Source organism: Streptomyces sp. NPDC096013, assembly GCF_044763565.1.
Classification (GTDB): domain Bacteria; phylum Actinomycetota; class Actinomycetes; order Streptomycetales; family Streptomycetaceae; genus Streptomyces.
In genome coordinates, this window is sequence record NZ_JBIWGK010000027.1 from 26,015 (window position 1) to 39,223 (window position 13,209).

At 71.7% G+C, this 13,209-nt stretch carries 9 protein-coding genes; all 9 read left to right on the plus strand.

Annotated features, from left to right (window positions below; translation table 11 throughout):
* The first annotated feature begins 46 nt into the window (after nt 1-46).
* The 9 genes from ACIRB1_RS44820 to ACIRB1_RS44860 all read left to right on the plus strand — a co-directional run bounded on the left by ACIRB1_RS44820 (nt 47) and on the right by ACIRB1_RS44860 (nt 13,149).
* A complete protein-coding gene (locus ACIRB1_RS44820) occupies nt 47-1,705 on the plus strand; it encodes a hypothetical protein (protein WP_403469742.1) in 1,659 nt (552 codons plus the stop codon).
* Between the two features lie 297 nt (nt 1,706-2,002).
* Nucleotides 2,003-2,353 carry a hypothetical protein gene (locus ACIRB1_RS44825; protein WP_352185780.1) on the plus strand — a complete coding sequence of 117 codons (351 nt, stop codon included), beginning with the start codon at nt 2,003-2,005 and terminating at the stop codon, nt 2,351-2,353.
* A 204-nt stretch (nt 2,354-2,557) separates the two neighbouring features.
* Nucleotides 2,558-3,565, plus strand: coding sequence for a phosphate ABC transporter permease subunit PstC (gene pstC / locus ACIRB1_RS44830; RefSeq protein ID WP_352185779.1), 1,008 nt, complete (start codon nt 2,558-2,560; stop codon nt 3,563-3,565).
* A gap of 78 nt (nt 3,566-3,643) precedes the next feature.
* Nucleotides 3,644-4,900: a phosphate ABC transporter permease PstA gene (gene pstA / locus ACIRB1_RS44835; protein ID WP_403469743.1), complete on the plus strand. Its 1,257-nt coding sequence runs from the start codon at nt 3,644-3,646 to the stop codon at nt 4,898-4,900.
* Entirely contained in the window at nt 4,897-6,603 is a 1,707-nt protein-coding gene (gene pstS / locus ACIRB1_RS44840; RefSeq protein WP_403469744.1) for a phosphate ABC transporter substrate-binding protein PstS, read from the plus strand. Before pstA ends, pstS begins: the two co-directional genes overlap by 4 nt.
* Complete coding sequence (locus tag ACIRB1_RS44845) at nt 6,603-9,077, plus strand: hypothetical protein (protein WP_403469745.1); 2,475 nt, start codon at nt 6,603-6,605, stop codon at nt 9,075-9,077. The genes pstS and ACIRB1_RS44845 overlap by 1 nt, the downstream gene beginning before the upstream one ends.
* 244 nt (nt 9,078-9,321) lie before the next feature.
* Complete coding sequence (locus ACIRB1_RS44850; RefSeq protein WP_403469746.1) at nt 9,322-10,299, plus strand: substrate-binding domain-containing protein; 978 nt, start codon at nt 9,322-9,324, stop codon at nt 10,297-10,299.
* 97 nt (nt 10,300-10,396) lie between these two features.
* Nucleotides 10,397-12,082 carry a hypothetical protein gene (locus tag ACIRB1_RS44855; RefSeq protein WP_403469747.1) on the plus strand — a complete coding sequence of 562 codons (1,686 nt, stop codon included), beginning with the start codon at nt 10,397-10,399 and terminating at the stop codon, nt 12,080-12,082.
* A gap of 110 nt (nt 12,083-12,192) precedes the next feature.
* A complete protein-coding gene (locus tag ACIRB1_RS44860) occupies nt 12,193-13,149 on the plus strand; it encodes a sortase (RefSeq protein ID WP_403469748.1) in 957 nt (318 codons plus the stop codon).
* The last annotated feature ends 60 nt before the right edge of the window (nt 13,150-13,209 follow it).

Sequence of the window (13,209 nt, forward strand, 5' to 3'; positions counted from 1 at the left end):
GGGCACCGCCCGCCCCCTGCGCCGACCCTTCTCACCCTGGGATGTCATGACCACGAACGTCCGGGAGCCGTCGCTGCTGCCCGCCTCCGCGATACCCGACGGATGCGTGGCCTGGAACGGACGGCACGCGCGCGTGTGGGCCGATGCGGCGCCGCCGTCGTGGGTCCCGGTCCGGCCGCGGCGCTGGTCCGTCGAACTGGCCGTCTGGTGCGCCGTGCCGGCCGCCTTCGGCCTGCTGGCGACGACGGATCTGCCCCCTGACCTGGTCGCGCTGCTGCCGCTCCAGGTCGTCTGGTGGCTGTGGCGCCCCGAGGTCGTACGGTTCTCCGCCCCCGCGCTGGTGGTGCTGGTGGCGGTGCGGGGGACCGGGCTGCCGTGGCCGCTCCTGCTGGGCGCCGCCCTGCTGGTCCTGGCCTCCGTGACGGCCACCGAGCTACGGGCACGCGCGCGTGCCCGCCAGCGGGCCGATGCCCTGGCCGCGGCCGACGGGGTCACGGCTGTAGCGCCGGACGCGGAGGGGCCGGTGCGGCGGGGCAGGCTGTTCCTCGCGTTCGGGGCCGGTCTGGCCGTACCCGGTGTCGTCCTGCTCGCCACCTCCGGCCTGTGGCACGGGGCCGGTGACCGTCAACTGGCGGTCGCCGAGGGCCTGTTCGTGGTCGGCCTGGCCCTCACCCTGCTCCTCTCCGGCACCCTCGGCCGACGCCGGACGACCGCCCTGCGCGCGACGCCCGCACCCGTACTGCGCGTCCTCGTCGGCAAGGACGAACACGAGGACGCGGTGATCTACGCGGCTGACGACACGCAGGCGCTACGGGCGCTGTTCACCGTCGCGACGCGGGCGGCACGCGAGGGGGAGGGGGCCGACGACAAGCATGACAAGGACGAGGCCGCGGAGCTGGAGGAGCTGGAGGAACTCCTCGACGCGGCTGCTGCTCCCGGTCCCGGTCCCCTGCGCGAGGCCGTCCTGTACGGCACGCCCTGCGACGGCGCCGAGATCCTGCTGGTCGGCGCGGCGGAGGCGCCCGGTGCGCCGCCGGTGGCGGAGTGGTCGACCGGGCCCGTGCGGCCGTTGCCGGAGGGCGCGGCGGGGCGGCGGCTCGCCCGGGAGGAGCGGGCGGCGGTCCGGAAGGCGCGGGACGAGGAACTGGCCGAGGCCGTACGGGCGGGGATCGCCGTGGTGCCGGTACGGCGCTGGCGGGCGGGGGCGGTGGACGGGCTCGCGGCCTTCCTCACGGCGCTGTGGTGTGCGGGGTACTTCCTGCTGGCGATCGACGACAGCCTCTGGTTCCAGGCGCTGCTGCTCCTCGCCGGCCTGATGTGCGCCGTCCGCGTCCCCGTGAAACTCCGCTGGCGCATCACCGCCGACCGCACCGGCGTCTGGCTGAACCGGCTGCGCGCCCCGCGGCACATCCCCTGGGACGACCTCCGCGCGGCCCGCCGCGAGTCCGTCGAGCTTCACCTGCGCGTGCGCGACGGCGACAACTGGGCGGTGGCCGCACCCCGTTGGCCCTGGCTCCAGCGCAGGTGCCAACTCACCCATCCCCACGACGCGTTGGCCGCCGAACTCACCGCCATGATCGCCGATCCCGCCCTCCGCCCCACCGGTGAGAGCGGTGCGAGGGAACGCGGGCGCCCGCTGTGGCCGTTCGCCGCGATCCTCGGTATCGCCTGGATCGCGCTGCTCGTCACCCGGTGGCTGTCCTGACCGTGGTTGCGGGGCGGTGCCCCCATGCCGCCGCTTCCGTCCCTCTATTGGCAACGTTGTCCAGAGTGCGATGTGAGCGCTTTCCCCGCGCCTGTCCTAGGGGTTGCCTAGGGGATACTTCGACATGAACCGTGGGCCCGGGCGTCTCGTTTGTCTCGTCCCGTTCACCTCTGTCTCAGTAGATTGCTGATGCCGTCCATAGCGCCGTACCTGCGGGTTTACTCATCGATGGGCGGCAGGGGTGGGGACATGGAGCGGTCCGGCGAAGCGGCAAGACCTGCCGTCGCGGTGATGGGCATGAGATGTCTGATCGACATCGACGGCCGGGGCGGGTTCGGCTGGCGGCTGGTCGCCCCCAACGGGCGGTCGGTGGCGGTGTCGTTGACCTCGCACGACAGCCATGACCGATGTCGTAAGGCATTCGTGCGGTTGTGCGCGCGCCATGCCGAGATGGGCGGCGGCATCCAGCACAGCGCCGAGGGCGGCGGCTGGGTGTGGGTCGTGTGGGAGACGTCGGGACGGCATCTCGCCGGGGCGGCGCGGACGTACGAGCGGCATGCGACCTGTCGCGCCGCCTACGAACGCTTCCGCGCGATGCTGCCCGAACTGGTGCACGCGGGACCGGAGTTATTCGGCGACAGCGGCTGACGGAAAGTCAACTTACCTTCCCTGTAAGCGTGTTCGTCAACCGGTGCCGCTGTCCGTCGAGTTGTGCATGGTGTGTGCGGGGGCCGCGCAACGGTTGTTGCCCCCAGGGAACCTCTCGTTCACACCTCGGGGCGAGCGTGTCAATCACGGGCCCGGAGGGTCGGGGCCGTGCCTGTGCCGAGACGAACCAGACCGCCGCAGCCCGTGACCGCTCTCGCGGCCGGGCCCGCCGACGACGACGTACCGAGACGCCTGTACGCCGACCCGGGGCTGCCCGACCGGATCTTCCGGGTGGTGCTGCGCTCCGGCGGCACCTTCGTGCTGGGCGTCATGCTCCTCGTGGGCGGCTTCCTGCTCTACCGGGCGTGGCTGGCGCTGGACAAGGCCGGCTGGTCCTTTCTCACCACCGCCCAATGGGCCCCGGACCAGGGGAACTTCGGGATCGCGGCGGTGCTCGTCGGCACCGTGCTGATCGCCGTCGTCGCCGTGCTGGTCGCCGTACCGCTGGCCACCGGCGCCGCGCTGTACATCTCGGAGTACGCACCGGCCCGGCTGCGCCGGACGCTGATCAGCACCGTCGACCTGATGGCCGCCGTACCGTCGGTGGTCTACGGCCTGTGGGGGGTGTTCTTCCTCCAGGACAAGGTGCTGCCCGTCGCCCGCTGGATCTCCACCTACTTCGGCTGGATCCCCGTCTTCGACGTGCGGGGCGCCGACCCCGCCGACCCGTTGGCGCCGGAGAGTCTCTACACGTCCTCGACGTTCATCGCGGGTCTCGTCGTCGGCATGATGATCGCGCCGATCGTCTGCTCCATCATGCGCGAGGTGTTCTCCCAGGCCCCGGCCGGTGAACGCGAGGGCGCCTACGCGCTCGGCGCGACCCGCTGGGGCATGATCCGCAGCGTCGTCCTGCCCTTCGGGCGCGGCGGGATGATCGGCGGCACCATGCTCGGGCTCGGCCGGGCGCTCGGCGAGACCATCGCCATCTTCATGATCATCTCGGTGACCTTCGACATCCAGTGGCACGTCCTTCAGTCCGGCACCAGCTCGATCGCCTCGCTGATCGCGCTGCACTACGGCGAGGCCAGCGAGTTCGGCATGTCCGCGCTGATGGCGGCCGGCTTCGCACTGTTCCTCATGACGCTGATCGTCAACTTCGCGGCCTCGTCCATCGTCGCCCGGTCCCGCTCGGGCGCGACGAGCGACGCCTGACGCCCTTGCCGTCCCGCCCCCTCCGACTCCCCGGTGCCCGCAGCCCGTTGCGCCACAGCCAGACAGGAATGAGCGACCATGACCGTTGCCCCTGAAGCGCCCGGCGCGCGTCAGGCGACCGGCCGCCCGCGCACCACGCTGCCGGGCCTCGCGCGCACCGCCGGGCCGGGCGGCGAGCGCCGCCGCGCCCTGACCCGGCTGCGCGCCACCGACCTGTACGCCGTCGCGGGCGCCGCCGCGTCCGCGCTGTCGCTGACCTGGCTGCTGTTCGCCTGGCTGCTGCCCTTCAACGGCGCGGTCGGCTTCGTCGTCCTGGCGTACGGCCTGTTCCTGCTGATCTACGCCCTGCTGGTCTCCTTCGACGAGGACGGACCCGCCGTGGTCGACCGGATCGCGGCGGCGGTGGTCCGCTCGATGGGCGTACTGCTGGTCGTGATCCTCGCGTTCGTCGTCGTGTACGCGCTGGTCGAGGGCCGCAAGGCGCTGGTGCACCTGAACTTCTTCACCCAGGACATGAAGCTGGCCGGACCGCTGGAGCCGCTCAGCGTCGGCGGGGCGCTGCACGCGGCGGCCGGCACCCTCATCATGATCACCATCGCGCTGCTGATCACCGTCCCGGCCGGGCTGGTCTGCGCGGTGTTCCTCACCGAAGTGCCCGGCGGCTACGCGCGGTTCGTGCGCACGATCGTCGAGGCGATGACCGCGCTGCCGTCGATCGTCGCCGGCCTGTTCATCTACGCCACCGTGATCCTGGGCCTGGGGCTGAGCCAGTCCGGGCTCGCCGCCGGGCTCGCCCTCTCGGTGATGATGCTGCCGATCATCATCCGGGCCGCCGACGTCGTCATCCGGCTGGTGCCCGGCACCCTGCGCGAGGCCAGTTACGCGATGGGCACGAGCCGTTGGCGCACGGTCTGGCACGTCGTCCTGCCGACCTGCCGCTCGGGTCTGACCACCGCCGTGATCCTCGGCACCGCGCGCGGCATCGGCGAGACCTCTCCGGTGCTGCTGACCGCGGGCTACACCAACGACCTCAACCTCAACCCGCTGCACGACCCGATGGTCTCCCTGCCGCTGGTCACCTTCGAGTTCGTCAAGTCGCCCGAGCCGAACATGATCTCGCGCGGATTCGGCACGGCGGCCCTGCTGATGACGCTGGTGCTGCTGCTGTTCGTGGCCGCCCGCGTCGTCGGCGGGCGCGGACCAGGGCAGTTGAGCCGCCGTCAGGAACACCGGCGCGTCCTCGCCTCCCGGCGTGACGCGCGTCGCTTCGCCGAACGCCCCACCCCCTCCGCTCCCAGCCCCAACGCCCGCACCGAACCCGGGAGTCCGTCGTGAAACCCGCCACTCGTCTCCGTCTGGCGGCCACCGTGCTGTCACTGCTGTCACTGCTGTGCGCCGTGCTCGCCGTCCGGCCACCGTCCGCCGAGGCCGCCTCCTACGCGAAGATCACCGGCTCCGGCTCGACCTGGAGCTCCAACGCCGTCCAGCAGTGGGTCCGCAACGTCAAGGCCAACTACGGCATGACGGTGAACTTCTCGGCCAACGGCTCCTCGCAGGGCCGCCAGCAGTTCAAGAACAACACCGTCGACTTCGCGGTCTCCGAGATCCCCTACGGCCTCAAGGAGCAGGGCGTCACCGAGGTGCCGCCGAACCGGGGCTACGCCTACATGCCGATCGTGGCCGGCGGTACGGCGTTCATGTACAACCTCAGGATCAACGGCAGGATGGTCACCAATCTGCGGCTCTCCGGCGACGTACTGACCAAGATCTTCACGGGGAAAATCACCCGCTGGAACGACCCGGCGATCGCCGCCGACAACCCCGGGCTGACCATGCCGGCCCGCGCGATCGTCCCGGTGGTCCGCTCCGACGGCTCGGGCACCAGCGCGCAGTTCACCACCTGGATGTCCAAGGAGTACCCGGCGCTGTGGAGCGACTACTGCTCTCGCACCGGACGCGGCAGCGGCAACTGCGGCATGACCTCGTTCTATCCGCTGCTCAGCGGCTCCACGATGGTCTCCAAGTCCGGCTCGCTCGGTGTCTCCGGCCATGTCCGCCAGCCTTCGGGCGAGGGCGCGATCACCTACGTCGAGTACTCCTACGCCAAGAACACCGGCTTCCCGGTGGCCAAGGTGCTCAACAAGGACAACTTCTACGTCGAGCCGACCGCCGCGAGCGTCGCGGTCGCTCTGACGAAGGCCGAGATCAACGAGAACAAGCAGTCCTCGAACTACCTCACCCAGATCCTCGACCACGTCTACACCAACGCGGACGCCCGCACCTATCCGCTCTCCAGCTACAGCTACATGATCCTGCCGACGAAGGTGGAGGCGGGCTTCACCGAGGCCAAGGGCAACTCCCTGGGCACATTCGCCCGTTACTTCCTGTGCGACGGACAGCAGCAGGCGGACGACCTGGGCTACTCACCGCTGCCGAAGAACCTCGTCGAGGCGGGCTTCGAACAGATCCGCCGGGTGCCGGGCGCACCGACGAGCACGATCAACATCAACGACTGCCGCAACCCCACCTTCTCCGGCGGCGTCAACACCCTGATCCAGAACGCCCCTTACCCCAAGTCCTGCGACAAGAAGGGGTCCACGCAGTGCACCACCGGCACGGCCGGAGCGGCGGGCACCAGCACACCGGTGAAGCCCTCCGCCAACGGCGGTAGCACCTCGGGCGGCACCAACTCCGCGACCGGCGGCTCCACTTCGGGCGGTTCCGCCGCCGCGGGCGGCACCGGCGGCACGGACGCCAACGGCGAAGGAAAGCCCGACAGCACCGCGAGCGCCACGGCCGGCGGCACCTCCGGAGGCACCGTCGACCCCGACACCGGCGAGGTGGTCAGCGGCGACGGGACCGGCACCGGCGACACGTCCGTCGTCGCCAACCCGGTGGCCCTCGCCTCCGACAACGGCCTGGGCATGCGCGGCGCCCTGATGGCCCTGTCGGCCGTACTGCTCGTCGCGGTGGTCGTCGGACCACCGCTCACCGCACGGATGCTGGCGGCCCGTTCGCGCCGTAGGAGGGAGTTCTGATGAGACGGCCCACGACACGGATGTCCCCGGTCCGGCGGCGGGTGGCCGCCGGGGTGGGCTGCCTGGTGTCCGCGCTGGTGCTGGCCGTGCTGCCGCTGCCGCCGGGCGCGCAGCGGGCGCAGGCGGCCACGGCGGAGAGTTCGGCGGTGACCGAGAGCGGGGCGAAGGGGGCGTACGGCGACGACTTCTCGAAGCTCAAGGTCACCGTGCACCAGACGAAGGACCTGACCGGGCAGGCCGTGCGGGTCACCTGGACCGGCGGGGAGCCGTCCGGCAACGACCAGACCGACTTCCTCTCCGTCATGCAGTGCTGGGGGGACGCGGCGACCGGACCCGACCGTACGCAGTGCGAGTTCGGGCTGGCGGCGGGCGGGCAGAAGGGGGACGGCCGGTACGTGTACCGGGGCGACACCTCCGGCCATGACCCGCTGGAGACCGACTCCTCGACCCCGGTCGACGGCAACGGCATTCACTACGTGCCGTTCGCTCCGGTCGCGGGACAGGGCGACCCCACCACGTCCGCCACCGACACCACCTACTTCACCGACGGGGACACCAACGCCGTCCCGTTCATGCCGAACGACGGGGACGGCGGCGGCGACATGTCGTTCGAGCTGAAGTCGGCCGTCGAGCAGCCCGCCCTGGGCTGCGGGGCCCGCACCACCGCGGCCGGGAAGATCCAGCCGTGCTGGCTGGTGGTGGTGCCGCGCGGCACCCACGACCCCAGCGGACAGCAGCACAGCCCGGGCAGCGCGGTCACCTCCTCGCTGAGCCGGTCGAACTGGGACCAGCGCATCGTGTTCCGGCTCGACTTCGCACCGGTCACCGACCACTGCGACCCGAGCAAGCCCGAGCGCGGAATCATGGGCTCCGAACTGGCCACCGACGTCATCACCTCCTGGCAGAGCGCCCTGTGCGCGTCCGGGACGTACCGGTTCAACTACACCCAGTCCGGCGAGGAGCAGGCACGGGAAGCCGTGACCTCCGGCGACTCGGTGGCCGGGCTCGCCATGACGGTGGACCCCGTCGAACCGGTCGACGGCATGGCCGAGGTGGTCCACGCACCGGTCGCGGTCACCGGGCTGACCATCGGCTACGTCTGGATGTACGACGCCCAGTCCGGCAGCCGCCCGCTCACCCGGCTCAAGCTCAACCAGCGGCTGTTGGCCAAGGTGCTCACCCAGTCCTACCCGCTCAGCCTGGTCAAGCCGGGCGACAGGGTGCCCGCCTATCTCGCCGGAAACCCCGAGAGCATCGTCAAGGACCCGGAATTCCTAGAGCTCAATCCCGGGCTCGCGGGTCAGGCGGCCGGAAACGCACCCCTGGGACTGGCCCTGAACCTGGCCAACACCGATTCCGCCCGCCTGGTCTGGAAATACATTCTGGCCGACGCCGACGCAAAGAATTTCATCGCCGGAAAAGCCGACCCCTGGGGAATGAAGGTCAACCCCGCCTATGAGCAGGGCGTCGTCTCGGATTCCCTGGATTTCTTCCCCAAGACGGACACCGCGCCCACGACGACCGACTGCGGGGGCGGCAACACCGACACCATCACCTACACCGGCCTCGACGTGGTGCCCTACGTCAACGACATGCACGACGCGGCGCTGCGCGTGCGCCGCGGTGACATCGGCACGGCCTACCAGTGCAGCGTGACCGACGGCGTGCCGAAACTGGTGGCGCTCGGCCGGCCGATCCCGACGAACCAGCGCCAGTTCGGCCTGGTCGACAACGCGTCGGCGGTGCGCTACCTGCTGGGCGCCGCCGCCCTCCCGAACGCCGACGGGCAGTACGTCGAGCCGACCGGCGCCTCCCTGCTCAAGGCGGTCGCCGAGATGCCCGACTCGGACGTCGCCGGCGTCAAGGCGCCCGCCCCCGGCAGCATGAGGGACGGCGCCTACCCGCTCACCGCCGTGGTCTACGCGGCCGCCTCCCTCGACCAGGCCAAGGACGCCCGCCTCGACTACGCCAAGGTGATGCGCTACGCGGCGGGCGCCGGCCAGACCCAGGGCACCGCGAAGGGCCAACTGCCGTACGGGTACGCGCCATTGCCCACTGCCCTGCGCACCCAGGCGAAGCAGGCGGCGGACCGGCTGGAGAAAGGTGCGCCCGCGGTCGGCGAGTCCACCGGCACCTCCTCCGGGGGCGGCGGCGAGGACGTGAGCGGCACCGGCAGCGGCGGCTCGCTGTCCGGCGGCGCGGCCGGCGGCACCGGCACCACCACCGGTACGTCGGGCGCCACCGGCACGTCGGGTGCCGCCGCCGCGTCGGACACCGCCAGGCCCTCCACCGCCCCCACCGAGACCGACCCGGCCAAGCAGAACGTGGCCCAGTCCGGCGGCTACACCCCCTCCGAGGTGCTCGGCATCGTCCGCTGGGTGCTGCTCGGCGTCCTCGTCGCGGGCGGGGCCGCCGCCCTCGCGGGCCCGGTCATGCTCCGCCTCTCCCTGCGCCGCGGAGCGGCCGGCGGCTGAGGATTCCCGACGTCCGAATTCCCGGGGCGCATTCACGTCCCGGGAATTCGCGCACCGCCCCGTGAATTCCCTTGGAGTCACTTAGGAAAGGGAGTCGTAACCTGATGACCGGCTGGAATTAGTGGCCGCGGGGCGCGATTCTGCGGAATTGTTCTTGGTGTCGGCCGACGGGCCGGCGGCGAAAGAGATCCGGATTTTTCTTGTACGTCCTCTGCTCGATCCGTTTCCACGGAGGAGAACCCAAGTGAACGTCAAGACCCGCCTGCGTGTCGGTGCCGGTATCGGAGCGGTCGCCCTGGGCCTCGGTGCCCTGGCCGCCCCCGCCTACGCCGACCCCGGCTCGGCCACCGACTACCGTCAGCTCGCCGGTGTCGGCTCCGACACCACCCAGGACGTCATGAACGCCCTCGGCGACACGATCACGAACGGCAGCGGCAAGGTCGTCGCCTCCTGGAACGCCACCGGCTCCAGCACGGTCACGACCAAGGCGACCGGCAGCTGCACGATCCCGCGTCCCGACGGGTCCGGCGCCGGCATCACGGCCCTCAACACCGCCGTCGACGGCTCCACCGGCTGTGTCGACTTCGCCCGCTCCTCGCGCGGCCCGAACAACACCACCACCTCGGACCTGACCTTCATCCCGTACGCCAAGGACGCCGTGTCCTGGGTCAAGCAGGACGGCAGCGCGCTGCCCGACAACCTGACGACCGCCCAGCTCAAGGCGATCTACGAGTGCACCCTGACCACCCTCAACGGTGTCACCCTCACCCCGATCCTGCCGCAGTCCGCCTCCGGCACCCGCGCCTTCTTCCTCAGCTCCATCGGCGTGACGACCCCCGGCTCCTGCGTCACGTCCAACTCCACGATCCAGGAGAACGACGGCTCGGCCGTGGACAGCGCGGGCGACATCTTCCCGTACTCGGTGGCCCAGTACAGCGCGCAGGAGACCCTCGTCGTGGACGACCGCCGCGGCTCCGCCGTGCTCGGCTCCGTGAACGGCGTGGGCCCGCGCAACGACGACCTGACGCTGAACCTGGGCTTCCCCTACCTGCGGAACGTCTACAACGTCGTCCCGACCGCCAAGCTGTCGGACTCCCTGATCGCGGCCACCTTCGTCGGCACCGGCTCGGCGGTGTGCCAGAACACGGCCACCATCACCGGCTACGGCTTCGGCGCCCTCGGCAGCGACTGCGGCAGCACGGACGTCAAGGGCGAGAGCTGAGCATCGTCCCGTAACCGCGCGCAGGCCGGGCACCCCTGGGGTGCCCGGCCCTGTCCGCGTATCCATCCACGACCCAGACCCCGCGGGGGACCACCACATGAACCACCGTCTCGCCCACCTCAGATCGCCCGTCGCGCTGTTGAGCTGCTGCGCGCTGCTGCTCGCCGCCCTGGCCGGGGTCCTCGCCCTCTCGGGCCGGGCCCAAGCCGCCACCACGCTGGGCAAGTTCACGCTCGCACCGGCCACGGGCAGCATCACGGACAACCCCATGACCACGTCGGTCACATCGAGCGCGGGCTGCCCCAACACCACCCAGGTCACAGCCGTCCTCAAGGTGTACAAGCCGACGGACTCCGCCGTGCAGACCAACCTCGCCCAGAGCGTCACCAAGCCCCCGCTCGGCACGGCCCCCTTCACCGTGGACATGAAGGCACTGGCCGGGACCACCGCGAAGAGCCTGGAGCAGGCGCTGCGCCAGTGGATCCCCGACGGCTCCCTCGACGGCACCTACACCCTGGGCCTCGGCTGCGGCGGCGGTACCACCGCCGACGGCTTCCTCGCCAAGGTCCGTGTCACGGGCACCAGTTGGGCCCTGCTCGAACAGCAGCCCACCTCCCTCGCCCTGGCCGCCGCCTCCGGCGTCTCCGTCGGCGGCGACCTCAAGCTCACCGCCACGGTGACCCCGGCCGCGGCCGGCTCCGTCGAGTTCAGGAACGGCGACACCTCGCTCGGCACGGCGACGGCCGCGGACGGCACGGCCGTACTCACCGTCAAGGCGCCCGCGATCGGCGGCCTCACGACGTACAACGCCGTGTTCACCCCCGCCGACCCCGACGCCTACGCTACCTCCGAGGCCACCGTCACCCCGACCATCGGCTACGTCATCTCCGCCGAGGACGCCGACGGAAAGGCCCTCGCCGCCGATCCCACGCTGGCCATCGGCCAGAAGGTGAAGGTCACCGTCCAGGGCTTCACCCCGGCGTCCACCGTGAGCGTGAGCCTCACCGGCGCCAACGCGACCTACCCGGACGTCACCGCCGGCGCCGACGGAACCGTCACGGACTACGCCTTCACGGTGCCCGACGCCCTGCCCAACGGCGACCACGGCCTCCACTTCACCGAGAAGTCCGGCGTGTTCGGGTCCTTCGACTTCGTCAGCACCGACGCGACCGCGAGCCCCAGCCCCACCGGCGACCCCGACCTCACGGTGACCGACGAGGACGGCAGGACCCTCGACACCGACCCCGCCCTCGAACCCGGCCAGAAGCTGAAGATCACCGCCCGGGGCTACACCGCGAGCGCCGCCGTCAAGGTCACCCTCGCCGACAGCGAGGCGACCTTCCCGGACGCCAAGGCCAACTCGGCCGGAACCGTGGACGGTTACGCCTTCACCGTGCCGGACGACATCGCCGACGGCGACCACACCCTGACCCTCGCCGAGGACGGGACGGACGGCCACAGCGTCGCCTTCGCCTTCACGACCGGCACCGACGCCCCCGGCGAGTCCCCCTCGCCCACCCCGTCCGACTCGGCCTCCGGCGGCACGGACACCGGCGGCTCGACGAGCGGCGGCACGGACACGGGCGGTACGACGGGAGGCGACAGCGGCACCGGCACCGGCACCACGACCGGCACCGGCTCGATGGCGGCCACCGGCACCGAGGCAGGCGCGATCGGCCTGGCCTCCCTCGCGTTCCTCGCCGCCGGCGCGGCCCTCGTCCTCCACATGCGCCGCAAGGGCCTCCTGGCCTTCGGCACGGACGACACCCCGCAGCACCACTGACCGCCGGGCCGGACCGGGGGCACCGCCGACGTGCCCCCGGCCCGCCCCGCCGCCCGCACCCGCACACCGCCGCGACGAAGGACCCCGTCCCGCTTCGAGGAGCGCACCCCGTGACCACGCTCGCACCGCCCCCGGCCGACGCGCCGGCGCCGACCGACGGACCGCCCGACCCGCCACCCCCGGCCGACCGGCCGCGCCAGGAGACCCCGCGACCCCCCGCCCGCCCCGGGCTCGCACTCGCCGGGGCGGCCCTGTGCGTCCTGGCCGCCGTACTCCTCGGCTTCGCCGCGAACCTCACCGTCGTCGGCCACCTCCAGCACGCCCGCGACCAGCGCACCGCCTACGACGAACTCCGCAAGGAACTCGCCCTGGGCACCGCCCCCGTCGGCCAACGCGACTACGAGGGACGGATGCTGAAGCCCGGTGCGCCCGTCGCCCTGCTGCGCGTCCCCGCCCTCGGCATCAAGGAGGTCGTCGCCGAGGGCACCACCTCCGAGGTCCTGATGTCGGGCCCCGGCCACCGCCGCGACACCCCGCTCCCGGGCCAGGCCGGCACCTCGGTGATCATGGGCCGCCAATGGGGCTACGGCAGCCCCTTCCTCGAACTCCACAACCTGCCCACCGGCGCCCGCCTCGAACTGACCACCGGCCAGGCGAAGTCCGTCTACGAGGTCACCGGCATCCGCCGCGCGGGCGACCCGCTGCCCGCCCCCATCGGCCAGGGACAGGGCCGCCTCACCCTGATCACCGCCACCGGAGGCCCGTACACCCCGAGCGGTGTCCTGCGGATCGACGCCCGGCTGATCACCCCCGTGCAGGCCAACCCGCCACGCGATCTGCGCCCCGGCTGGATATCCGCCTCCGAGGAAGCCCTCGGGGGCGACGGCAGCGCCTGGCTCCGCGTCTTCCTGTGGTCCCAGGCCCTGTTGCTCGCCTCCCTCCTCGCTGTCGTCGCCCACCGCGTCTGGGGCCGCTGGCAGACCTGGATCTGCGCGGGACCGCCGCTGCTCGCCCTGGGCCTCGCCGACTCCGGGGCCATCGTCTCCCTGCTGCCCAACCTCCTCTGAACCACCCCACCCCGTACGGGAGTTGACCTCACCACCATGTCCACCGACCTCACCGGCAAC